Genomic DNA, 25,538 nt, shown 5'->3' with positions numbered 1-25,538 from the left:
GGTACATAGAAATAAAAATAGAGGTTAGTAATGGATATAGTTAAGTTAAGAGAAACAGATGATTATATAAAGCTCGGACAGGCCCTTAAGAAGGCCGGTTATGAAGAATCAGGAGCTGATGCCAAGGAGGATATCCAGGCAGGTCTTGTAAAGGTCAACGGAGAAGTTGATACAAGACGCGGCAAGAAACTGGTTCCGGGAGATGTTGTTGAATACAGAGGCAGGAGTTTTAAGGTCGAAAGATGATTATTAAAAGGCTGGAGCTTTCAAACTTCAGAAACTACGAAGAACTTCATCTAGACTTTGATAAGGGTACCAATATCCTGTACGGCGACAACGCTCAGGGCAAGACCAATATACTCGAAGCAATATTCATGTCTGCTACGACCAAATCTCACAAAGGATCTAAAGACAGGGAAGTAATCAATTTCCAAAAAGATGAAGCTCATATCAGATCCATAATTGAAAGAGATCATGCAGAATACAGGCTTGATATGCATCTTAGAAAGAGTAAGTCCAAAGGCCTTGCAATAGATGGTCAGAAGCTTAAAAAGGCAGCTGATTATGTTGGAAAGCTGAATGCAGTTTTTTTCTCACCGGAGGATCTTGCAATAGTCAAGAACGGCCCTTCGGAGAGGCGCAGGTTTATAGATCTGGAGCTGTGTCAGCTTGATGAGACATATCTGTACAATCTTACGAGATTCAATAAGCTTCTGGTTCAGCGTAACAAGATGCTCAAAGATATGTATGATCATCCGGAATACAGACCACTTCTGGATGTGCAGGATGATCAGATGATCATGTACGGAACTCAGATAATAAAGGCAAGGCAGCAGTTCATAGAAGATCTGTGCAGCATAATAGAGCCTATACATGACAAGCTTACGGGAGGCCGTGAAGATCTAAAGATCTTCTATGAGCCCAATGTAGCTGCAGACGATTATGAAAGTAAGCTAAAGAAAGTCAAAGACAGAGATCTGTTCCTGAAGCAGACCAGTGTAGGACCGCAGAAGGACGATTTCTCTTTTATTGTTAAGGGAGCATCACAAAACGAAGCTATAGATATCAGGAAATTCGGGTCTCAAGGCCAGCAAAGGACCGCTTCTCTCTCACTAAAATTGTCAGAGATTGAGATCGTCAAAAAGGCTAAAAAGGAAAATCCTGTACTGCTCCTTGATGATGTGCTATCCGAACTCGATTCTAACAGGCAGAATTATCTGCTGGATACAATAGGTGATATACAGACCATAATCACCTGCACAGGTTATGACGAGTTCGTTAATCATAGATTTGAAATAAATAAGCTGTTTAAAGTAGTAAACGGAACTGTTACATCAGAGAACTGATTCCAAAATACAGCAGATAAAAAAAGAGGTTCATAAATGTCTAATAACGAAGAAGTACAGTACGGTGCGGATCAAATCCAGATTCTTGAAGGACTAGAAGCAGTTCGTAAAAGACCTGGTATGTACATTGGAACAACAGCCGCAAGAGGTCTTCATCATCTTGTATATGAGATTGTTGATAACTCAGTTGATGAGGCTCTGGCAGGTGCCTGCGACCATATTGAAGTTACAATAACACCCGGAAATACTATTATCGTAAAAGATAATGGACGTGGTATCCCTACAGGTATCAACCACAAGTCAGGACTTACAGGTGTTGAGGTAGTATTCACTATCCTGCATGCAGGTGGAAAGTTCGGTGGTGGAGGATACAAGGTATCAGGTGGTCTCCACGGCGTAGGCGCGTCAGTAGTAAATGCCCTTTCTGAATGGCTTGAAGTTAAAGTCAAACAGGGCGGCAAAATCTACATGCAGCGTTATGAAAGAGGTCATGTATGCTATCCACTTAAGGAGATTGGTACATGCGAACCTGAAGATACAGGAACATGTGTAGAGTTCAAGCCTGATGCAGAGATATTCAGAGAGACAACAGTATTTGATTACAATGTCCTAAGGCAGAGACTTCGTGAGATGGCTTTCCTTACAAGAGGACTTAAGATATCTCTTACAGATGAGAGAATCCCTGAAGATGCTGAGATCAAGGAGCCAAGAGTTGAGCACTTTCACTACGAAGGTGGTATAAGCGAGTTCGTAGCTTATCTTAATAAGTCTAAGACTCCACTGTATGATCAGATCATGTATTTTGAAGGCGACAAGAACGAAGTACATGTAGAAGTATCTGTTCAGCACAATGATGCCTATAACGAAAGTATCTATACTTTTGTAAACAATATCAATACACCTGAAGGCGGTACACATCTTGAAGGCTTCAAGATAGCTACTACCAAGATATTCAATGATTATGCCAAGGCGCAGAAACTTGTCAAGGAGACAGACGAGAACCTTACAGGTGAGGATATCCGTGAAGGTATGACAGCTATCATCTCTGTTAAAATAGGTGATCCTCAGTTCGAAGGTCAGACCAAGCAAAAGCTCGGTAATTCTGAAGCAAGAGGAGCTGTAGCTAGTATCGTATCAGAGCAGCTTACATACTTCCTGGAGCAGAATCCTCAGATAGCTAAGACTATCATAGAAAAGGCTGTTCTGGCACAGCGTGCAAGAGATGCTGCCAGAAAGGCAAGAGATCTTACAAGACGTAAGACAGCACTTGACGGACTTGGACTTCCCGGCAAACTTGCAGACTGTTCTGACAAGAATCCTGAGAACTGCGAGATCTTCATCGTTGAGGGTAACTCCGCCGGCGGTTCTGCCAAGAATGCAAGAAGCCGTGCAACTCAGGCTATCCTTCCTCTTAGAGGAAAGATCCTTAACGTAGAAAAAGCAAGTGTTGACCGTATCTATGGTAATGCCGAGATCAAGACCATGATCACAGCATTCGGAACAGGTATTCATGAAGATTTTGATATATCCAAGCTTCGTTATGGCAAGATCATCATCATGACTGATGCCGATGTAGACGGTGCTCATATCGCTACACTGATGCTGACATTCCTTTACAGATTCATGCCTGAACTTATCAAGCAGGGCCATGTATATCTGGCTCAGCCGCCGCTTTATAAGCTTGAGAAGAACAAGAAGACCTGGTATGCCTACTCAGATGAAGAGCTTAACAATATCATAGCTCAGGTAGGACGTGACCAGAACAATAAGATCCAGCGTTATAAGGGACTTGGTGAGATGGATGCTGAGCAGCTCTGGGAGACAACTATGAATCCCGAGACCAGAACTCTCCTTCGTGTCAATATGGACGATGATGCAGAGTCAGAACTTGATGTAACATTTACTACTCTTATGGGTGATAAGGTTGAGCCTAGAAGAGAGTTCATAGAAGCAAACGCTAAGTTCGTACAGAACCTGGATATATAAGATATCTGTGAAAATGCATTTGAACCTATGAATCAGAAATCTTGAAGATAATATATAAATTCATGGAATAGAATTATTTTTTCATGAAAAAAGAAAAGGAAAAAAAGAATGGCTGACAATGAAAATCAGAACGGAATAAACGCCGGAAATGATCTTCCAGATGATGTCTTTGATCAGACAGAAGCGACCAATACGACAGATATAACGGAAGTAGATTTAAAGAAGACAATGGAGACATCCTATATAGATTATGCGATGTCTGTTATAGCATCAAGAGCACTTCCTGACGTAAGAGACGGACTTAAGCCTGTTCAAAGGCGTGTGCTATACTCCATGGTCGAACTCAATAACGGACCTGACAAGCCGCACCGTAAGTGTGCCCGTATCGTCGGTGATACAATGGGTAAATTCCACCCTCACGGCGATTCATCCATATACGGAGCGCTGGTATATCTGGCCCAGCCCTGGAATATGAGATACTGTCTCGTAGACGGACACGGTAACTTCGGTTCAGTCGATGGCGACGGACCGGCTGCCATGCGATACACAGAGGCAAGACTTACCAAGATCTCCATGGAGATGGTAGCTGATATCAATAAAGATACAGTAGACTTCGTTCCTAACTTTGATGAAACAGAGAAAGAGCCTGCTGTACTTCCCAGCAGAATACCTAACCTTCTTGTAAACGGAACAACAGGTATCGCTGTAGGTATGGCTACTAATATCCCGCCTCATAACCTTAGAGAGGTTGTAAGAGCTATAAATCTTATGATCGATAATAAGGTCAATGAAGACAGAGAGACAGAGATAGATGAGCTGCTTCCTATCATCAAGGCACCTGACTATCCTACAGGTGGTATAATCCTCGGAACAAGAGGCGCTGAGGAAGCTTACAGAACAGGACGAGGCAAGGTTATCTGCAGAGCTGTTACAGATATAGAGCCTATGAACGGCGGCAAGAACAGGATCGTCGTAACAGAGCTTCCATACCTTGTAAATAAAGCAAAGCTTATCGAAAGAATAGCTGACCTGGTTAAGAACAAGAAGATCGATGGTATAACAGCTCTTCGTGATGAGTCCGATAAAGAAGGTATGCGCGTTGTGATAGAGCTTCGCCATGATGTTAATGCACAGGTTATGCTCAATAAGCTCTATAAACATACAGATCTTCAGACATCTTTTGGTGTTATCATGCTGGCTCTTGTTAATAATGAGCCCAAAATCTTATCACTTGATAAGATGCTCAGATATTATATCCTCCATCAGGAAGATGTAGTAACAAGAAGAACCAAATATGATCTTGGTAAGGCAGAAGAAAGAGATCATATCTTACAGGGTCTGCTTATAGCACTTGATAATATCGATGAAGTAATAAGGATCATCAGAGGAAGTGAAACAGTTCAGATCGCCAAAGAGCAGTTAATGGCTCGTTTCGGACTCTCAGAAGCACAGTCTCAGGCTATCGTAGATATGAGACTTCGTACTCTCACAGGTTTGGAAAGAGACAAGCTTCAGGCTGAGCACGAAGAACTCCTTAAGAAGATCGCTGAACTTAAGGCTATCCTTGCTGATCACAATCTCCTTCTTGGTGTTATCAAAAAAGAGATCACAGAGATTGCTGATAAATACGGCGATGACAGAAAGACACAGATCGGACATGATGAGGCTGAATTCGAAGATGAAGACCTCATCCCGAATGTAAATACAGTAATCGCTCTTACATCTCTTGGTTATATCAAGAGAATGGCTATTGATAACTTCAAAGCTCAGAACAGAGGCGGTCACGGAATCAAGGGTATCAGTACTATTGACGGAGATTATGTAACAGATCTTCTCATGACTACAACACACAACAATGTGATGTTCTTCACATCAACAGGTCGTGTGTATACTATGAAGACCTATAAGATTCCGGAAGCATCCAGAACATCCAGAGGAACAGCTATTGTCAATCTCCTGCAGTTGGGACCTGATGAGAAGATAACAGCTATCATCCCTGTTGGAAGCTTCGAAGAAGAAGACAAGCACCTGTTCATGGTTACTAAGAAAGGAACAGTCAAGAAGACTCCTATCAAGGATTTTGCTAATATCCGTAAGAACGGACTTAGATGCATAAACCTTGAAGAGGATGATGAGCTTATTGAAGTTAAGACTACCAGAAACAGCTCAGATATCTTCCTTGTAACAAAGAACGGAATGTGCATACGCTTTAAAGAGACAGATGTTCGTGCCATGGGCCGTGATGCGATGGGTGTACGTGGTATGATGCTGGACGATGATGATGAGATCATCGGAATGCAGATAGATACTCAGGGTTCTTCTCTTCTTGTAGTATCAGAGAAAGGATACGGTAAGCGTACTAAGCTTGAAGAGTTCAAGACTCAGTACAGAGGCGGTAAAGGACTTAAGTGCTACAGGATCATAGAAAAGACAGGTCGTCTTGTAGGTGTCAAGGCTGTTAACGATGAGCATGAAGTCATGATGATCACTGATCAGGGTACTATCATCCAGCTTAGAATGAGCGATGTATCTATATACAGCCGTATCACATCTGGTGTAAGGCTTATAAAGCTTGATGATGGTGCAAGTGTTGTAAGTATCGCCAAGGTTCGTGAGAAAGTATCAGATGGAAACGTTGAGTATGAAAATATGGACGATGCCATGGAAGATACAGGCGAAGAAGATGTAGTATCATCTGAGGATGACTTTGATGAAGAAGATATGATCGAAGATGAGGATAATATCGAAGAGAAATCAGATGAGGAGTACAGCGACGAATCTGAAGAAGATTCAGACGATAACTTCTAAATAGATCATAATACTAAAACAGAGAGATAACTGATAAGTTTATCTCTCTGTTTTTTAAATTCGGAAAGTTTATATGTGATTACATCATGTTCTTCATATTCTTAAGGTTTATATCAGTCTCTTTGAGCATGTCTTCAAATCGTATAGAGCTGCTATACTCGAACTGATTGATAACGAACATAAGATGGATACTGTAAGGCTTATCTTGCTCTGCCATGAGCCTTGCATTTTGCTGTTGCATAGAAGCTCTTAAGTACTCGAGCTTATCTTTTCTATTAGTTATAAGAAGTACAGCAAATTCATTGCCCCTAAGTCTTCCAACAAGGGCTTGTTCACCAAATACGTTATGAAGGACAACAGCTGTTCTTTTTATTGCAAGATTGCCTTCCTGCCTGCCGTAGAGTTCATTGATACTTCTTAGAGTATCAAGATCAACATAAGAGATGATTGCATAGGTTCCCTCTACATAATCCCTTCTCATATAATCGTATGCATGAGTGAAGAAACCACGTCTGTTGTACTCTCCTGTCATATAGTCTTTTTCGCCAAGGCGGTCGAGAATAGAATCGCCCCTTTCGACTTCTACCTGAAGGGATACTATCTCTTCTGCCATATTCTGGAAGATGATATCTCTAAAGGCGCTGTTAATGGCAGAGTGAATGATCTCGAACATAATGTTCTCGAAATTAGGAACCATGAAATTACTATTGATCTTAATAGCCATAACACCATTTTGATTCTCATGGAAATACAGTGTTCTGGCAATCCATCCGCCCGGGTTCACGGCTTCTTCTGTGGACTCGTCAAGAAGGTTCATGGTATCGACAATAGTTCCACTTGGCAGATCGACATTCTTACCATCATGAAGAAGTCCTTTGACTAGGATCTTCTCTGGCATGATCCAAGGCTCTTTAATAGTATTGGGTATACCATCTCCATACACAAGAATAAATGCATCTTTGATACCTCCAAGCGAAAGGAGTTCCATAATATTAGAATAAACAGGAGTACTGTCCGGAAGTCTGCGAAGAAGCTTTTCAGCTATGATAGACAGCTGTTTCATAGACTCTGCTTCCGAGATCTCTATAGCAGGAACATTGTGATCATTTGAAGAAACAGGAAGTTCACCTGCCGTGACATAATTCTCTATATCAAGGATGGCCTGATATCCTTGATTTCTATCGTGTTTCATCCAGGGATTGTTGATGGTCTTATTGCCGTTAAATTCTGATAAAAGAAGAAATGGGATCTTCTGGGATATGAAGTTTCCAAGAAATACGTCCTTGGCATAGTCAGTGATATTTGCGCCAATACTATCTAAATCTATGAGTAGTCCGTCAAAGTTATCTTCGCTGACATAGTCAAAGATAACTGTCTGCTGATAATCATAATTGTCATTTTTTTCTTTTTGCTCATCTGACAGAAAACTTCCGCCAGGCATGATGGTGAGGAGGATTTCTTCTTTTTCTGCGGCGCGGATGGCACCTACGCAGAAGTCACAGATATCTTCTTTTTTTAAATCAGCTATTAATAGACCTATTCTAAGCATGATCTACTCCTTTTTTTAAGAGCATTATGAATAGATGTTTGTACGTATATATATCGGTAAAAAAATAAAATAAATAATGGATACTCATACTTTGTGTGATTGAACGAAGTATGAGTATCCAAAGCAATCTTGCAAACTCATTTTTATAAAAATACAAGCAGTTTAATTAAAGTTAGACTTTAACAATAAATACATTATAAAATTAATAAAACGTGAAGTGAAATTAATGAATTTGAATAAAATTGTATAATTGATTGACTTTTATTATTATTGCACTTATACTTTAATTCATTAAAGCAAAACAAATTCAAAACATGACGTAAGAGTCGAAAGGCGCTTTTTGACATCTTACTCATAACATGAGCAAAACCGTTGAACAGGACGAGTACGTATGGCTGTTATTATCAGAGAGCTGCCGGCTGGTGTGAGGCAGTAGTAACGAAATACCGAATGGACCTGTGAGGGCAGCCTGAAAGGGATACCGAGTAGGAGCTGACGGGAACCTGAACCGTTATCAGCCAGGCAGATATGTTGGTCTAGTTGCGATCATAGTGCGATTTAGTGATATGCAACGAGGATACAAAGTATTTGAAAGAGTGGGTGCGCGGCCGGAAGGTCACGGATCAAAATGGGTGGTACCGCAGAAGCTGTGAATGTAAATTCAAAGCCTTTGTCCCAGTTAAAGTAACTGAGGCAGAGGCTTTTTTTAATAGATAAAAAGAGACGTTTGGGCATGATATAAGGATATTTATATAGATATCATGAAAAGATACATCTCATGCAGCTACTAAAGAAAACCGATGCTTCAAGGATTTTAGTCTAAAATGGAGGATCTAATATGATCAAAGAAGCAATCGCACAGGTAGTAGCAGGTAAGGATCTTGACGCACAGACAGCTAAAGAGGCAATGAGCGAGATGTTCGATGGAACAGCAACTCAGGCTCAGATTGCAGCTTTCATCACAGGGCTTCGTATGAAGGGTGAGACTGTAACTGAGATAACAGCATGTGCCAATGTTATGAGAGAAAAGGGTATCAGAGTTCAGCCAAGTACAGATGTAATGGAGATCGTAGGTACAGGCGGAGATCTTGTTGGAACTTTTAATATATCTACAACTTCTGCTTTCGTGATCGCGGCAGCAGGCGTACCTGTAGCTAAGCACGGTAACAGATCTGTGTCTTCCAAGTCAGGTGCTGCCGATGTACTGGAGCAGCTGGGAGCTACGATAACACTTGAGCCTGATCAGATGATGAAGGTTTTAGATGAAGCCGGAATATGCTTCCTCTTCGCTCAGAAGTACCACTCTTCTATGAAATATGCAGCGCCTGTTCGTAAGGAGCTTGGAATAAGGACTATCTTCAATATCCTGGGACCTCTTACCAATCCGGCAGCAGCCAAGATGCAGGTTATGGGCGTATACGATCAAAAGCTCGTAGAGCCTCTTGCGCAGGTTCTGTCTAACCTTGGAGTTACAAGGGGCGTCGTAGTGTGTGGAAGCGACGGCATCGATGAAGTTACTCTTACAGGTCCTACAACAGTATGTGAGATAAGAGAAGGTAATCTTCACACATATGAGCTCTCACCTGAAGTCTTCGGATTAAAGCTCTGCAAGCTTGAAGACCTGATAGGAGGAACACCGCAGGAGAATGCCCAAATCACAAGAGATATCCTCTCAGGCAAGGAACAGGGACCTAAGAGAAATGACGTAATCTTAAATGCAGCTCTTGCTATCTACCTCGGAATAGACGGAATCTCAATGGCAGAAGCAGTTGTTAAGGCAAAAGAGACTATAGATTCCGGCAAGGCAATTGAGACTCTTGACAGATTCGTAGCTGCAACCAACAAATATGCAGAACTTAGCGCCTGATACAGATTGAAAAATACTCGTAACCTTCCTACTTGGATGGTGCAGTATCACCAAAGGTATTGCACTGTTTAAGTAGGAAGGTCGAGTAATAATGTAATAAACTCAGGAAGAAATATAGTAATTACAGAAGTAAATCTGTGATTAATAAATCAGGGAAAAGAGATATATATGATACTTGATGATCTCGTGGTAGCTACTAAAAAGCGCCTTATTACAGAAAAAAACGATATACCTTTCGATAAGATGAAAGAGATGGCTCTTAATATAAGGAACATGGAACTAAATGAATCAAGAGCTGATAAAACAAGAGCTGATAAAACAAACGAAACGGAATTAAAAGAATCAGAAGCACCAGAAGTAAAAGCATCAAAATCTGTAGCATCAGATTATAGATTCACTAAAGCTCTTGAAGGCCCTGGAATACACTTTATCTGCGAAGTCAAGAAAGCATCTCCTTCAAAGGGGATAATCGCAGACAACTTCCCTTATATAGATATTGCAAGGGAGTATGAGAATATAGGTGCAGACTGCATCTCAGTACTAACAGAACCTGACTATTTCAAAGGTAATATAAATTATCTAAAAGATATACAGAATGCAGGGGTTACTACTCCCCTACTTCGAAAAGATTTCACCATAGATGAGTACATGATATATCAGGCCAAGGTATACGGGGCATCAGCGATACTCCTTATATGTGCAATCCTTGATGATAAGAGGCTTAAGGAGTATCACGAGCTTGCAACATCACTTGGACTGTCAGTACTAGTTGAAGCGCACGACAAAGAGGAAGTTAGAAGGGCTCTTAACATAGATGCAAGGATCATCGGTGTCAATAACAGGAACCTGAAAGACTTCTCTGTAGATCTTAATAACAGCATAAGACTTAGAGAGATGGTCCCTGCTGACAAGATATTCGTAGCAGAAAGCGGCATCAAGACAGAGGCTGATATGTTCAAGCTAAGAGATGCAGGAGTAAATGCTGTACTTATAGGCGAGACTATGATGAGAGCTGATGATAAAAGAGGCATGATAAAAAGGCTTAAGGGTATCTAATATCCAGATAAGAGAATCTTAAAAAGATGATCATAATATAAAAATACGAGTAAGAAAATTTGATTAAGATAGTTTGATTAAGAAATTACTTAAACAACAAAGATAATAGAACCAATAATACCTACATCATATTTTTGATACAAATAAAATGGTTTTTATTGGATAAGAACAGCAAATAATTATAAAGAGGAAATGGAAATGGTAAAGTTAAAGATCTGCGGTCTTATGACTAAGGAAGACTGCGTAATAATGAACGGATTCAAACCGGATTACTGCGGACTTGTTTTTGCAAACACAAGGCATCATCTTACGGATCAGATGGCAGGGGATATAAGGAATACTCTTGATATCTCAATTCCAACAGTTGGAGTATTCGTAGATGATGATATAGATCATATCGTAGAACTTTATAACAGCGCCATAATCCAGATAATCCAGCTCCACGGGCATGAAGATGCTACATATATCCAAGAACTTAGAGACAGGATCGACAAGTCCAAGCCTGATAAGAAAAGGCACTATGATGAGTTTGGACCTGGAGCTCCTATCATGAAAGCGATAAGAGTTAAGGACGGATCTGAATTCAAGGATGCTGACAGTCTTCCTGTAGATATGCTGTTACTTGATAACTTCCAGGAGAACCTCCCGGGAGGAACAGGTAAAAGCTTCGAACTATCCATGATCCCCAAACTTAATAAGCCTTACTTCCTTGCAGGCGGACTATCAGCTGATAACATAACATCAGCTCTTGCACAGTCAAGGCCATATGCCGTTGATGTATCCTCTTCCATCGAAACAGACGGGCACAAAGACTGGAAAAAGGTAGAGAAGCTGGTAAGAATACTAGAGCCATACAGGCCACAATCACAACTCGTGTGAGTAAAAGGATAAGAAAATAAGAATATTAATACTAATTCAAACTTTCCACTTGGATGGTGCAGTATCTACAAAGGTTTTACAGGGGCGGTCAGTATATAGATCATTGCCATGCTTTTTAATCGTTTTATTAAATTCATGAGCGTGATAGATGGAGATTTCCATTCTGCCCGGGGTCTGCATGTCTGAGCGAAGCGAGTTTCAGACCCCAGAATGGGAATCGCCAGATATCATGCCATGAATTATAAAACGATTAACAGCATGGCAATGATCTATATACTGACCGCCCCTGTAAGACCTTTGTAGATACTGCATCGTCCAAGTGGGAAGTTTGAATCACCAATTAAGTACAATAAATGAAAGGAACAAACATACATGGAAACTAAAGGCAGGTTTGGACAATTTGGCGGCCAGTACATTCCGGAGACTCTCATGAATGCAGTCAAGGAACTGGAAGATGCCTATAACAGATATAAAGACGACCCGGATTTTAACAAGGAGCTGACTGATCTTCTTAATAATTACGCAGGTCGCCCATCACTACTGTATGAAGCCAAGAAGATGACACAGGACCTTGGAGGAGCCAAGATATACCTTAAGCGAGAAGACCTGAACCACACAGGCGCCCACAAGATCAATAACGTACTGGGACAGTGCCTTCTTGCAAAGCGCATGGGCAAGACTAGAGTCATAGCAGAGACAGGCGCAGGTCAGCACGGCGTAGCAACAGCTACTGTTGCTGCTCTCATGGGTCTTGAATGTGAGATCTTCATGGGCAAGCTGGATACAGAGAGGCAGGCTCTTAACGTATACAGGATGAAGCTACTTGGAGCTAAGGTCAATGCTGTAGAGTCAGGAACAGGCACACTCAAGGACGCTGTCAATGCAGCTATGAAGGAATGGAGTACCAGAGTATCAGATACTCACTACGTACTTGGATCAGTAATGGGACCGTATCCGTTCCCTACTATCGTTCGTGATTTTCAGGCAGTTATCTCCAAAGAGATCAAAGCTCAGATGCTGGAAAAAGAGGGAAGACTCCCCGATGCAGTTCTTGCCTGCGTAGGAGGAGGATCCAATGCTATAGGAGCTTTCTATGACTTTATAGACGATACTGAAGTTGAACTTATAGGATGCGAGGCAGCAGGTGAGGGAGCTGATACGCCAAGGACTGCTGCGACAATGGCTACCGGCAAGCTTGGAATCTTCCATGGTATGAAGTCACTCTTTTGCCAGAATGAGGATGGACAGATCGCACCGGTATATTCTATATCAGCGGGTCTCGACTATCCGGGCGTAGGACCTGAGCATGCATATCTTGCAGATATTGGAAGGGCTAAGTATGTACCTGTAACAGATGAGGAGGCTGTTAATGCCTTCGAATATCTCTCAAAGACAGAGGGTATAATCCCTGCAATAGAGAGTTCACACGCAGTTGCATATGCGATGAAGCTGGCTCCCAAGATGCGCAAGGATCAGATCATGGTCATTAACTTATCAGGGCGCGGAGACAAAGACGTTGCAGCAATAGCCCGCTACCGCGGCGAGAATCTTCAGGATTAAGGGAGGACTTAATAGATATGTCAGATATTAAGATTGCAGATGCCTTCAAAAACGGCAAGGCATTTATACCATTTATAACAGGCGGTGACCCCGACCTTGATACTACCAAAAAACTCATAATAGCTATGCAGGAAGCAGGAAGTGACCTTATCGAGATAGGTATACCATTTTCAGACCCCATAGCAGAAGGTCCCGTGATCCAGGAAGCTGACGAGAGGGCTCTTAGCGCAGGCGTTACAACAGACAAGCTCTTTGATATGTTAAAAGAGTTGTATGAAGAAGGCGGGATCAAGGTTCCTATGGTATTTCTTACATACGCCAATGCTATTTTTGCCTATGGTAAAGAGAAGTTCATGAAAAGGTGTAAGGAAAGCGGAATGCTGGGCGTGATCGTACCGGATATCCCTTATGAGGAAAAAGAAGAATTCGAAGATGTCGCTGATGAGTATGGAATATCTATGATCTCAATGATCGCACCTACTTCCAAAGAGCGCATCAAGATGATCGCAGGTGATGCCAAGGGCTTCCTCTATGTTGTATCATCTATGGGAGTTACAGGTATCAGAGAAGAGTTTTCATCCGACATAGAAGATATGATAAGCGCAGTAAGGGAAGTATCTGATATCCCGGCAGCAGTAGGCTTTGGAATATCTAATCCTGAGAAGGCCAGAGAGATGGCAGAAAAGTCAGACGGCGCTATAGTAGGATCAGCTATTGTCAAGATAGTAGGCCAGTACGGCAAGGACTGTGTACCTTATGTAAGCAAATTTGTCAAAGAACTTAAAGACGGAGTAAGGAAAGCGAACTGATTTTTTAATCTGGCAGATAGCAAATTAAAGGAAACTACTATTTTTTAATTTGATGTCATTCACGAATTAAAAATGTTAATTCGTCAAAAAAAGCACACAAGTAATTTTTCAATATGCTATAATTTCTGTAGCTAAGTCGTAAAGCTTTAACAAAAACATTGAAAGTATTATTTCAGGAGGAAGAACAACAATGGCAAATTTCTTTGAAAAACTTGGGGACAGCATTTCTAAGGGAGCAGCAACAGTTAACCAGAAGGCCAATGACCTTATGGAGACCAATAAACTCAATCAGGATATCAAGGCTGCACAGGCTCAGAAGGACGCTGATATCGTGAAGCTCGGTCAGCTGTTATACAACTTCAAGAAGAACCCTGACTCTGCAGAACCTGATTATGATGCAGTAATCGCTGATATGGACAGCATCGATGAGAAGATTGCTTCTCTTAAGAAGCAGCTTCAGGATCTTCGTAACGAGCAGATCTGCCCTAACTGTGGCAATGCAGTAGCTAAGGGAACAGCTTTCTGCCCTCACTGCGGCAACAAGATGCCTGTACCTGAAGTTAAGCCTGTAAATCCATGCCCAAGCTGTGGCAAGGAGAACACACCTGGAGATAAGTTCTGCCAGTTCTGCGGAACACCTCTTAACCAGGAAGCACCTGCAGCAGCACCTGCAGCAGAAGCACCAGCAGCAGAGGCACCTGTTCACATGTGCCCTCAGTGCGGAACACCTTATAACGAAGGCGACAAGTTCTGCCAGAACTGTGGACAGACACTGTAATCATTTTGAATATAAAGTGATAGCACAGGACGTACAGATATAGTATGACGTAAGGCATACCTGCCTTATGAGATATTTGTAGATGAATATAGCCATGATGATCAGATTCATCATGGCTATTATTTTTGGGCTTTGTTTAGATTGAAATATAGAAGTGGTCCATGAACTTCTACATATTGATTTACGAACTTCTATTCACTCCAAAGATAAATCCCTATCTTTTTAGAATGCTGTGTCATACACTAATATATCTAAAAATCTCTTTTTATTTAGAATGCTACATCATACACGAACATATCGTTGTCTTCGTAGTACTTGACGTACTCATTTTCTATTTTATCAACATAATCATGCATGGACTTGAAGATCTCATCCACGTTATCTTTAGTAACTCTGTCCTCTCCTGCCGCCATCTGCTGCTCCATATAGTGGTTGATATCAGATGTGAAGTGGAGGGTATCCATATAATTATCAAGATTGGTAGTTATCTCTTCGTTGTTCTTGAAGTAATAAATCTCTACATTGTCATATTCTAAGAGAGCTTCTATGGCAGTTTTCTCATTATAGAGGTATGCATCAGAGTCGCCTCCTCTATAAGCACTATCCCAAAACAACATAGAGTATGCAGGGAAAAAGAACTTAAAGTTTGTATCAGGGTGGTTTTCTACCTGATCAGTCAGAAGCTTTATATTGGCTGCAAGATTATCTGCATACTCATCTTCTTTTTTCATAGGAGTGATGGTTGATGGTCTTGCATAGTGGCTTAGCATGGCAGCTTCTGAGAAGACCTTGCCCTCTTCCCAGTTATAGGAGAGGTTGTCGTCATAGTCTGCAAAAACAGACTGAACTATCATATAAGGAACCTTTTTGAAAAGGACATCCTTGTTCCAAAGGTATGTATAGTCATTGAATGGATTCTTGTCATAAAGGTATAGAGGCGAACCTGTAGTTGCGTAGGTAGGCTCTGGGGATGCCGAGAGAGATGTCGTATCTATTGAATAGAAGACATACTCAGGGCTATGCTCTTCGAAGGCAACGTCCAGAAGATAGCACAGATCTGCGGTTGCGCCGTAAGATCTTATAGCCTTAAGCACAGTATCGCAGCCAAAATCCTGTTCGTACCAGCTGTTGTTATTGTTCTCAGCAACGGAAGAACCCACTATAAGACCCTGATATTCGAAGTTCCTAAGAGTCCCTACGCACTGGTACTCCTTCTCAGTAAGAACGGGAGTCATGCCGGGCAAGGGGCCGTGGTAGTGATAGAAAGGGTCGAATATGACTACGACAAGGGCGCATATAACAAGGAGCGCCAGTATGCTTGCGAGTATTTTGATAATAAACTGTTTAGGTGTATTCATAAAAGGTTTTCTTATTTCAATCTTTATTCTGTAACAGGTTAGAACGTAAAGTATACAAAGGTCTGCACGTTGGACAGCGATAGTATGGACAGGCAGGCAAGTACCGAAAGCGCTACTATCTGCCATGTCTTAAAGGTAGTCTTTGCTGCTATCTCTCTGGCGTTTGGCCTTGTCATGAGAAATAGGGAAAATGCGATGACTATCATCATCAGTATGAAGTAGTAGATATTAAGCATATTCGGGGCAAAAAGCTGCACAGCTTCTTCAAGCACGTAGGTCTCAGAGAGAGTTAAGTTGGCAGCAGTCCTGTACAAAAATCCCGGATAAGTGAAAAATGAAAGCTTCCCTATCATAACTCCTGCTGTAGTAAGGTCACTTGCCTGGAAGATGATAACGCTGAATGAGAAGAAAAGGAAAGTCAGCACTTGTCTTATCTTAACCGGCAGCAGCTTGCGTTTATGGAAGTGGTCGAATATTACAAGGATGCCGTTGACAAGTCCCCATACAACGTAGGTCCAGCCTGCGCCGTGCCATAATCCTGATATGAAGAAGATGATCAGGATATTGATAATAGTACGAGCCGCGCCCTTCCTGCTACCACCAAGAGGGAAGTATATGTATTTGGTCAGGAACCTGCTAAGAGTCATGTGCCAGCGCTGCCACAGCTCCTGAACAGTAGATGCTTTAAATGGTGAGTTGAAGTTCTGAGGAAGGGTTATTCCCAGCATCTGAGATACACCATCAGCCATGTCGCAGTAGCCCGAGAAGTCGAAATAGATATTGAGCGCAGTAGCAATGCCTGCCACGATGACGCACAGAGTATCAAGATAATAAGCCTGACTATAAGTATAAGTTACGATAAGAGCGATGGTATCAGCCAGCAGCACCTTCTTGGCAAGACCTATGATAAAAAGGATGATGCCACGTCCGAACCTGTCAGCATCAAAGCGAAGAGATTCTATATCCCTTGTCTGATCGATGATCTCTTTAGGGAATGCGATAGGACCCTGCATGATCTTGGGAAAATAGAGGATATAGAAAGCATAGCTTAAAAAGTCATAATGCGGTATCTCGCCTCTGTATCTGTCTATAACAAAAGCAATCTGGGAGAAGGTATAGAAGCTTATACCAACAGGCAAAAGGAATGCCGTAAAGGTATAATCTGTTTTGAATATCGAATTGATATTATCTACCAAAAAGCCTGTGTACTTGAAGTATCCAAGGACTGCCACGTGGAACATAACGGCGACGGCAGGGATAAGTGGCGATACTTTTTTCTTAATACTAATAGAATTTGAAGAGCCGCCGGATTCTTTCTCTATACTAATAGATTTAGAAGAGCCGCCGGACTTTTTCTCTATACTAATAGATTTAGAAGAGTCGCCGGATTTTTTTTCTATGATATAGGAAAAAAGGTATGTGACTGCCATGGAGATACCGATTATCACGAGGTACTTGTAGTTGAACATACCGTATAAAACGGCGCTCATTGCGGTAATAAAGAGTATGGCAAGTCGCCTGTAGCCAAAATGCAGCAACAGGTTATATCCTGCAAGTAGCAGGGGCATAAATATGAAAATAAACCCAAATGAATTAAAAACCATGAATATATACTATCACAAACATAAACGGTTTAAAAATGATTATTTTTGAGATAAATAAGGCAAAAAATGACTATATTTATAAGCTAAAGTATTTTAGAATAATCTCAACGTCGCAATAATGCAGAAATTATCATGTTAAAACTGCGTATGATAAAAACCGATATTGTGTTTTCCCATAATAAGGGATACTTACAATACGTATGCAGACGTAATACCAGCAAACAAAATGACATTGAACTTAATAATATTAAACGGGAGGTTTAAATGAGCAAAGAAGTTAAAAAGGCGACACTCTATGTGGATAGAAACATAGAAGTTGGCGAAGTTGACAAGAGAATCTATGGTTCTTTTATCGAGCACCTGGGACGTGCAGTATATGAGGGAATCTATCAGCCGGGCAACAAGTTCGCAGACAAGGACGGACTTCGCGAAGATACTATAAAGCTTATCAAAGAGATCGGCGTTCCGATCGTAAGATATCCGGGCGGTAACTTCGTATCAGATTTCCACTGGGAAGACAGCGTAGGACCTGTAGATAAGCGTCCTCACCGCATCGAGCCTGCATGGGGCGTTATCGAGACCAATGAGTTCGGCCTTCACGAATTCATGAACTGGACCAAGAAGGCACAGACAGAGTGTATGTATGCCATAAACCTTGGTACACGCGGAATCGAAGATGCCAAGAACGTAATCGAGTACTGCAATATCGAGAAGAATACTCTCTATTCTGATATGCGTCGTGCAAATGGTGCTAAGGATCCATTCAACATCAAGTTATGGTGCCTTGGTAACGAGATGGATGGTCCATGGCAGATGGGTCACAAGACAGCTTATGAGTATGGACGTATTGCTAATGAAGCAGGTAAGCTCATGAAGTGGATCGATCCTTCTATCGAACTGGTTGCTTGCGGAAGCTCTAACATGGGCATGCCTACATTTGGTAAGTGGGAAGCTACAGTTCTTGAAGAGAGCTATGATACAATCGACTATCTCTCACTTCATACATATTATGGCAACCATGAGAACAACACACCTGACTTTTTAGCATCATCAGTTGATATGGACAAGTTCATCAGCGCAGTTGTATCTGTATGTGATTATGTGAAGGCTGTTAAGAAGTCTAATAAGAAGATCAATCTCTCTTTTGACGAGTGGAATGTATGGTATCACTCCAACGAGCAGGACAAGAAGCTTGAGAAGTGGATCGAGCATCCTCATCAGCTTGAAGATATCTACAACTTCGAAGATGCTCTCCTTGTAGGCAGCATGCTCATCACTCTCCTGCGCCACGCTGATAGAGTTAAGATCGCATGTCTGGCTCAGCTGGTTAATGTTATCGCACCTATCATGACATCTGACACAGGCGCTTGGAAGCAGACAATCTTCTATCCATATATGCATGCAAGCCAGTTCGGCAGAGGCACAGTTCTTACATCAGTTGTTAAGACTCCTACATATGAGTCCAAGCACGGCGATGCACCATATATCGACAGCGTAGTTGTTAAGGATGAAGAGAACGAGACTGTTACTATATTTGCAGTTAATAAGGATCTTGAGAATGATTTCGAGCTGTCTGCAGACCTCCGTCAGTTCGCTGATTATAAGGTTGTAGAGCACATCATGCTCACTCATGATGATCTTAAGGCTGTTAATACAGAAGAGAATCCTGACAACGTAGCTCCTGTTAATTACAACGGTACTAAGTTCGACAACGGAGCTCTTACAAGCCTCCTTCCTGCAAGAAGCTGGAATGTAATAAGACTTGCTAAGTAAGGATATGAAGAGGTCATAAGAGTCGCATGACTATAACATGTCATGGATTCTTAGGACCATAGAAATCTCCTTTTTAGTATTTGGTTATAGATATGAGATAAAGTACAGATGAAACATCCCCTGTAGCGACTATCAAGAAGCTACAGGGGATTTTAATATGTCTATCTGCCGTTTATCTTAAAGGGGCAACCGGGATAATAATAATCAATAGGAGCTTTTTTCTTTACACGGTTTTTCTGATTGGTATAGACGATACCACTATTAGACAGAGTATTGATATTACCTGAAAAGTCTCCCAGATTATTGGATCTGTCCAGCAGATAAGAAGTGATATATATTGATAGGCATAGTCCTGTAACAATACTAAGTATGATACTTATAATAAGCATGTGAATTTCAACCTCCGTTTTGCCTCTTACTAACATAGCGTGTAAGAGCTTTTTCTGACGTAAGTCTTATGGAACTAAGCACTTTTTTGAGCTTCTTAATTCCGGTTACTGATATTGCAATGATCGTAAATACCATTGAAATGATCATCTTATCTATACTACTACTTGAGCTTCTCACAGATTCATAATCCAGAATTGATCCTATTATAGGCAGCGCTATAAGGCTTATGATCACAGCCAGTATTGCAAATACAGCCCAGAAGCGCTTTTGATCCCATGGAATACCACCGATAACCTTGCCTGTCTGGCCGTTAACAAGTATTGTATAGGGCTTGTCATTGTATCTAAAGGTCAGAAACCAGGCAGGAAGCATGACCTTCATAGGTTCATCCTTGACAAGGTACTCAGGATTATGATTGATGATCTTCTTGTCAGATCCTCTAACGGATCCCAATAATGCATCAGTAAACAGATGTTCTGAGCGGTCAATAGCAGTTCGGCACGCTTCCTTGGGCGCAACATCAGATATATCAGAATAAAAACCTGTTAGATAATTGATATTAAAATCTCTAAGAACAGTCAGGTTGTAGGGTTCAAGCTTGACACTTAAACTATCACTTAGTCTTGTAGAAGCGTCTGTAGTCATATGATCGAATATGCAGTAACCACTTCTTAGAGAATAGGTTTTATGTCTGGTTTTGCCGGATCCAACTTCGGATTCTACAACAGCAGAGTCTCTGTAAGCTACGTTGGTAACATAGTAAGGAATATATATACCTCTGATCATCTCTGTATGGAAATTCTTGATCTCATTAGGAATAAAAAATCCGGAATTTATCTTCTTACGGATAAGATGCTCTGCGTGCTGCTTGGTAAGATAAAAGGGGAGGATCTTCTGCGGCTTTTTGAGTCTTGCAACTCTTGAGAATATGACATTAGGGCTTCCGCAATATACGCAGAAGGTAGACGCCTCTACCCCGTTAACAGAAATCTCCGCACCGCAGGCGCTGCATCTGTATATCATGCATTCCATATTGTCGGAATTGATATCTCCGCCGTAGATCTTACTTTCATGTACGGGAGCCTCTTCCTTATAGTCATCCTTGATATTGTATTCACTTATGTCAAAAGAGCTATCGCAATATTCACACTGCAAGCGACCTGTTCCCGGATTATAAACTATTCTGGCACCGCAGTTCTTACAAGATAGAATCATGATAAGCCTCATCTTTCGTAGTATAAAGTAATATTGACATCCATTGTTATGGTGAGTATCCGAAATCAATGATTCCGGGATCAGGAAGTGTGTAGCCACAGCTAGTGCACTACACTAGATATCATGATATATCGATTGGCGCAGAAAGTAATAATATCTTGATAGATAGCCGATTTTGGGGGATGAAATGCATATTTGAGAGCATTGGAAGTTGAGGCAAGAAAAGACCGTCAATTGAGGCGGTCTTTTCTTTATTTAGGGCGTATGGATGCTACTTCTCTTTAGAACTGCTTTTTTTGCTAGAACGAATCCTAGTAATAATATAAAACTGTTCCATGATAGTTGTTATTAATAAAGCGATACTTATGAAATAACGCCCACCACTCCAACAAACATACGCCAAAAAGAGAATCATTATGATTCGCAAAATGCTCATAAAAACAAATAGAATTATCTTTTTCTTTTTCATTTTTAGCTTGTTACCTCACTAAATCAATTCTCCACCCATATATTTCTGCAGCTTCTCAAATTGATTTATACTCAAAACAAATGTATCCGCTCCATCCTCTCCGTTACTAACATAATACGAACCATCCTCGTTCTTCTTAAACTTGAGCTGATGAGAATCATCCATAACGAGCAAGACCTGAGTTAACCCGTTATTAACGCACATGTATTCTCTATCCGAAGATACCGTAAGGTTAAATGATGATATAATCACAAAGCTTATTAGTACGAATAGATTAATTATTAATTCAATACGCCAAACAACAGTTCCAATATCAATTATGCCTATGCCTTTTAAAAACAAATGTATTACAAGAACAATTACAGAAAGCATTTGAATTATCTTTAGTATTTGCTTTATCAAATCAAACCTAAAAATATATATTTTTTTTTCATTATCACTCATAAAACCTAGATAGGAAAAGCATTCCAAAAAAAGAATTCCTAAACTACATATAATAAAAATCCTTTTGCTTTGATAACGCTCTAGTATACATGACAAGAAAAGAAATGCATATTTATATACTCCATATCTTATGGATATATATAATATTGGAATGCTTATAAGTTTAGCAATAAAATTGCTTTCCCTTTCTACATCCAATTTTTTTCCTATAATATACTGTGTAATACAATACAGATTCACTGCCAAACTAAAATATAAAATCATAAAATGAATGATAATATATATAGCTGCCTCAAACTCCTGGTTCATAAGTACATCCCCTTTAATTATTGTCACTAGGACACGCATTGTTGTTTGTTAGTGGGATTGAAGGTGGTGTTGTGCGAATAATATATAAAACTTTTATTCTAACAGGCACGCATATTCTTTTGGTTACTTTACAATGACTCTAAAATAATGGATAAGTCTTACAAATTCATCATAAGAATAGTTAGTTTCATCTTCTCCTTGCATTATATAAAAGCTCTACATCCTCAAATGAGTCTTCACTGAAATATACATTTATTCCGGTTTCAGTCTTTTCAAAAACATAGTACCAATAATCCGCAGTTCCGTCTTCACGAGCAGAATGAGCATATTCAACATATGCCATATTATCTTCTACTTTGACGCATTCGCTTGTGTTGAACATATAGCGATAGTTTGATGTATTACCGCCTAAATAATCTGCAATAACCAATCTATCATCTATATTCTTGATCTCAACGACGCCTTCTTTTCCGTCCTGGCTTCCGTTGTCATAAGTGTAAGTTCCGATAAGATCTTCGAAAAACTCTTTTGCTACCGCCTCTGTTTGATCTGCAGATTCTACTTCGTCTTCAGAAGCGCTTTCAGCATCGGTATCATTAAGGTCAAGTTCTATTGGATCACCTTCTGCTCCATATCCTGATCTGTAATGAGTAAGTCCTTTGCCTTTAGTCCACTCAAATGATTCGTAAAATCCGCTTTCAGTCTGGCTATTGTACATAGAGCATGTGCATACATCTCCATCGTTTTCAATTGATACTACTTCGCCATTCTTATCTATTTCAGAATCCAGCGCAGAGCAGATTTCTATTCCTGAATCTTCGAATTCTTCCTTGGATGGTACTGATTCACTATCTTTGATCATGTAGATCCTATCAGCTGTAACATAGATTGTTCCGAGATAAAATCTGTCTGTGGTCTCATAATAGTATCTTCCTGGGCAGTCGTTATAATCGATATTCAGAGAATATACATTACCACCATCATAGCTTTCCAAAAGTTCAACTTTTACAGAAACTTCTGTAATATCTTCATATAAGAACTCATCTACAACATATACATATTCATCCTGTACATCCGCATAGAAATACTCATTTGAATCTTCTGTTGATGAATCCTCTTTGGAATCATCATCGTCTGATTTTTCTTCTGATGATTCTTCACTCTCGTTTGCAGACTCCTCGTCGCTCTTATTTTCAGAATCAGCAAAATCGGATTCTTCTACTGCAACTTCGTCTTCTGAATCAAGTTCAAGCTGTGCGCTATTACAGCCGGAAATAAGTGTTGTTGCTGCCATAGCTGCTGCTAATAATTTACAAAAATCCCTTTTCAATTTTCCTCTTCCTTTCAATAAAAAATATTATTATCCTCTCTCCTTAGCAGATAAACTCTGAGATAAATCCAAAGCTGCGTAATTGATTGCTTTAAGCATTTTGGATTTTACCTAAAAGCTTCATCATTGTACGTCTTTTATCAATTTAAGGGTTATTTATCTGACCAAATGCATGATTTATGCGATGAAATTTGTTGCACTTTGCCATTAAAAAATGTATTATTATGATGTAATTTGACCTTAAAAAATGTATATATGACATACATTTAGCTCTTAAAAAATGTATGTAAGTTCCAAAATCAGGTCTTAAAAAATGTAATATTCACCTCGGAGGTCGCATAAATGCAACGTTTTGCAATGAAAAAGCTAGAAGCGTGGAAAAACGATGATAATCGTAAACCTTTAGTAATAATGGGAGCTCGTCAGGTAGGAAAAACCTGGCTCATGAAAGAATTCGGAAGGTTATATTATAAAAAAGTTGCCTATATCTCTTTTTATAACAATGAGGCAATGAAGCGTGTGTTCGAACAGGATTATGATATAAATCGAATCGTTTCAGCTATTAATATTGAAGTTGGCTTTACTATTTCATCAGATGATACTTTAATCATATTTGATGAAATCCAAAATGCCCCTAAAGCATTTGAATCTCTCAAATACTTTTACGAGGATGCGCCTGAATACCACATTATGGTTGCCGGATCTTTATTAGGTGTAGCGCTACATGAAGGAATCTCATATCCTGTAGGCAAAGTAACGACTCTCAACCTATATCCTCTCAATTTCCGCGAATTCTTATATGCTGTAGGTGAAAAGGGACTGGCTGATGCATTAGAAACAAAAGACTATGACTTAATAGATAGCTTTTCAGAAAAATACATCTATCATCTAAAAGATTATTTTTATGTAGGTGGAATGCCTGAAGTTGTTAGTAAATTCATAAATAATAATGATTATATAGCTGCTCGAGAACTACAAAAAGAAATTGTTCTTCAATATAAAGGAGATTTTGGCAAGCATATCTCTCCCAACGAACTTCCAAGAATAAATATGGTATGGGATTCTATCCCTATGCAGTTAGCAAAAGAAAATAAGAAATTCTTTTTTGGACAAATCAAAAAAGGCGCCCGTAGTGCAGAATTTGAAAAAGCAATTCAATGGTTAGTTGATAGCGGCTTAGTATATCGCGTTCATAAAGTTAACGAACCACACATTCCACTCTCAGCCTACAAAGAATTATCCTTCTTCAAGCTATTCTTCGTTGACATAGGATTGCTTGGTGCAATGAGCGAATTGGATTTACATTCTGTAATTGAAGGAAACAGGTTATTTGTGGAGTTTAAAGGTGCTCTTACAGAACAATATGTTCTCCAGCAGATCATGAGTGATACCACCTATACTCCATATTACTACGGAACAGCATCTGCAACTTTTGAGCAGGATTTCCTCATTCAAAAAGGAATGGATGCCGTACCAATAGAAGTGAAAGCCGAAACCAACATTCATTCTAAGAGTCTGAAGGCTTTTTATGATAAGTTCCATCCGAGTATTTCCATCCGCTTATCTCTTCTAAACTACAAGGAACAAGATTGGCTGGTTAACATTCCTTTATACGCTGTTAGCAATATGTGACCAAAAATGTTTAAGGCTCAAGGTTCTACGAAGCTTGAGTCTTTTCTTTGTTTGCGCGCCATGGGTGCGCTCTAACGGGTGAAAGTCCCGAACACGCCCAGATAGTGGGAAGTGTATAGCTGAACAGCAAGGGTGTCCATCGTGAGGTGGAATCTGAAGGAAGCTGTGAGCAAATCTCTGGTCCGACGGACAGAAATCACATATAAGGCTAGGCTACGAGAGATAAGTTGGCAAAGAACAACGAGGTCTAATAACTATCACATTTGTAGTAGCAGAGTAAATGTGGCGGATATATGGAGAGAAAGAGCGTGCGCCTTAAGCGTGGAGGTCTCACAGTGGTTTCATTAGCCTAGTAACAACGAACTGTGAGAAGTCA

The 25,538-nt window shown here is 40.4% G+C and carries 19 protein-coding genes and 1 other annotated feature; of the genes, 12 read left to right on the top strand and 7 right to left on the bottom strand.

From position 1 onward, the window contains the following. The first annotated feature begins 30 nt into the window (after positions 1–30). The 4 genes from BMX21_RS16180 to gyrA all read left to right on the top strand — a co-directional run bounded on the left by BMX21_RS16180 (position 31) and on the right by gyrA (position 6,140). On the top strand, positions 31–246 hold the full coding sequence (locus BMX21_RS16180) for an RNA-binding S4 domain-containing protein (protein WP_022753296.1): 216 nt from the start codon (positions 31–33) through the stop codon (positions 244–246). After that, positions 243–1,346 (top strand): DNA replication/repair protein RecF, encoded by a 1,104-nt coding sequence (gene recF / locus BMX21_RS16175; RefSeq protein WP_092045928.1) that lies wholly within the window; start codon positions 243–245, stop codon positions 1,344–1,346. Before BMX21_RS16180 ends, recF begins: the two co-directional genes overlap by 4 nt. Positions 1,347–1,382: 36 nt before the next feature. Next, on the top strand, positions 1,383–3,332 hold the full coding sequence (gyrB, locus tag BMX21_RS16170) for a DNA topoisomerase (ATP-hydrolyzing) subunit B (RefSeq protein ID WP_092045926.1): 1,950 nt from the start codon (positions 1,383–1,385) through the stop codon (positions 3,330–3,332). 108 nt (positions 3,333–3,440) lie between these two features. Then, positions 3,441–6,140 carry a DNA gyrase subunit A gene (gene gyrA / locus BMX21_RS16165; protein WP_092045924.1) on the top strand — a complete coding sequence of 900 codons (2,700 nt, stop codon included), beginning with the start codon at positions 3,441–3,443 and terminating at the stop codon, positions 6,138–6,140. A gap of 79 nt (positions 6,141–6,219) precedes the next feature. Here the strand turns inward: gyrA and BMX21_RS16160 are convergent, their stop codons facing one another. Continuing rightward, positions 6,220–7,689 (bottom strand): GGDEF domain-containing protein, encoded by a 1,470-nt coding sequence (locus BMX21_RS16160; RefSeq protein WP_092045922.1) that lies wholly within the window; start codon positions 7,687–7,689, stop codon positions 6,220–6,222. Between the two features lie 363 nt (positions 7,690–8,052). Then, positions 8,053–8,370, top strand: a binding site (T-box leader). Between the two features lie 157 nt (positions 8,371–8,527). Between BMX21_RS16160 and trpD the strand changes: the two genes are divergently transcribed. The 6 genes from trpD (at position 8,528) to BMX21_RS16130 (ending at position 14,638) form a co-directional block, all read left to right on the top strand. Beyond that, positions 8,528–9,556, top strand: a complete 1,029-nt coding sequence (gene trpD, locus BMX21_RS16155) for an anthranilate phosphoribosyltransferase (RefSeq protein WP_092045920.1) — start codon at positions 8,528–8,530, stop codon at positions 9,554–9,556. 168 nt (positions 9,557–9,724) lie between these two features. Next, positions 9,725–10,612 (top strand): indole-3-glycerol phosphate synthase TrpC, encoded by an 888-nt coding sequence (gene trpC, locus BMX21_RS16150; RefSeq protein ID WP_092045918.1) that lies wholly within the window; start codon positions 9,725–9,727, stop codon positions 10,610–10,612. Between the two features lie 198 nt (positions 10,613–10,810). Further along, positions 10,811–11,491, top strand: a complete 681-nt coding sequence (locus tag BMX21_RS16145; protein ID WP_177174079.1) for a phosphoribosylanthranilate isomerase — start codon at positions 10,811–10,813, stop codon at positions 11,489–11,491. Positions 11,492–11,863: 372 nt separating this feature from the next. Then, complete coding sequence (trpB, locus tag BMX21_RS16140) at positions 11,864–13,051, top strand: tryptophan synthase subunit beta (protein ID WP_092045914.1); 1,188 nt, start codon at positions 11,864–11,866, stop codon at positions 13,049–13,051. Between the two features lie 17 nt (positions 13,052–13,068). Continuing rightward, positions 13,069–13,860 carry a tryptophan synthase subunit alpha gene (trpA, locus tag BMX21_RS16135; RefSeq protein ID WP_022756906.1) on the top strand — a complete coding sequence of 264 codons (792 nt, stop codon included), beginning with the start codon at positions 13,069–13,071 and terminating at the stop codon, positions 13,858–13,860. Between the two features lie 190 nt (positions 13,861–14,050). Continuing rightward, entirely contained in the window at positions 14,051–14,638 is a 588-nt protein-coding gene (locus tag BMX21_RS16130; RefSeq protein ID WP_092045912.1) for a zinc ribbon domain-containing protein, read from the top strand. Between the two features lie 269 nt (positions 14,639–14,907). Here BMX21_RS16130 and BMX21_RS16125 read toward each other — a convergent pair whose 3' ends face one another. Next, a complete protein-coding gene (locus BMX21_RS16125; RefSeq protein ID WP_092045910.1) occupies positions 14,908–15,996 on the bottom strand; it encodes a hypothetical protein in 1,089 nt (362 codons plus the stop codon). A 38-nt stretch (positions 15,997–16,034) separates the two neighbouring features. After that, a complete protein-coding gene (locus BMX21_RS16120; protein ID WP_177174078.1) occupies positions 16,035–17,534 on the bottom strand; it encodes an MBOAT family O-acyltransferase in 1,500 nt (499 codons plus the stop codon). Positions 17,535–17,864: 330 nt separating this feature from the next. Between BMX21_RS16120 and arfA the strand changes: the two genes are divergently transcribed. Continuing rightward, positions 17,865–19,373, top strand: a complete 1,509-nt coding sequence (gene arfA, locus BMX21_RS16115; protein ID WP_092045905.1) for an arabinosylfuranosidase ArfA — start codon at positions 17,865–17,867, stop codon at positions 19,371–19,373. A gap of 161 nt (positions 19,374–19,534) precedes the next feature. Here arfA and BMX21_RS16110 read toward each other — a convergent pair whose 3' ends face one another. From BMX21_RS16110 to BMX21_RS16090, 4 genes are all read right to left on the bottom strand, one after another. After that, positions 19,535–19,762, bottom strand: coding sequence for a hypothetical protein (locus BMX21_RS16110; RefSeq protein WP_022753281.1), 228 nt, complete (start codon positions 19,760–19,762; stop codon positions 19,535–19,537). 7 nt (positions 19,763–19,769) lie between these two features. Beyond that, positions 19,770–20,978, bottom strand: coding sequence for a TFIIB-type zinc ribbon-containing protein (locus tag BMX21_RS16105; RefSeq protein ID WP_092045903.1), 1,209 nt, complete (start codon positions 20,976–20,978; stop codon positions 19,770–19,772). Positions 20,979–21,465: 487 nt separating this feature from the next. Then, entirely contained in the window at positions 21,466–21,891 is a 426-nt protein-coding gene (locus BMX21_RS19130; protein WP_143057273.1) for a hypothetical protein, read from the bottom strand. Between the two features lie 496 nt (positions 21,892–22,387). Beyond that, positions 22,388–23,530, bottom strand: coding sequence for a hypothetical protein (locus BMX21_RS16090; RefSeq protein ID WP_092045897.1), 1,143 nt, complete (start codon positions 23,528–23,530; stop codon positions 22,388–22,390). Between the two features lie 342 nt (positions 23,531–23,872). Between BMX21_RS16090 and BMX21_RS16085 the strand changes: the two genes are divergently transcribed. After that, positions 23,873–25,162, top strand: a complete 1,290-nt coding sequence (locus tag BMX21_RS16085; RefSeq protein WP_092045894.1) for an ATP-binding protein — start codon at positions 23,873–23,875, stop codon at positions 25,160–25,162. The last annotated feature ends 376 nt before the right edge of the window (positions 25,163–25,538 follow it).

This window comes from Butyrivibrio sp. TB (assembly GCF_900110805.1).
In the GTDB taxonomy this organism is placed as follows: Bacteria; Bacillota; Clostridia; order Lachnospirales; family Lachnospiraceae; genus Butyrivibrio; species Butyrivibrio fibrisolvens_C.
This window is presented reverse-complemented; position numbering and strand designations above follow the sequence as displayed.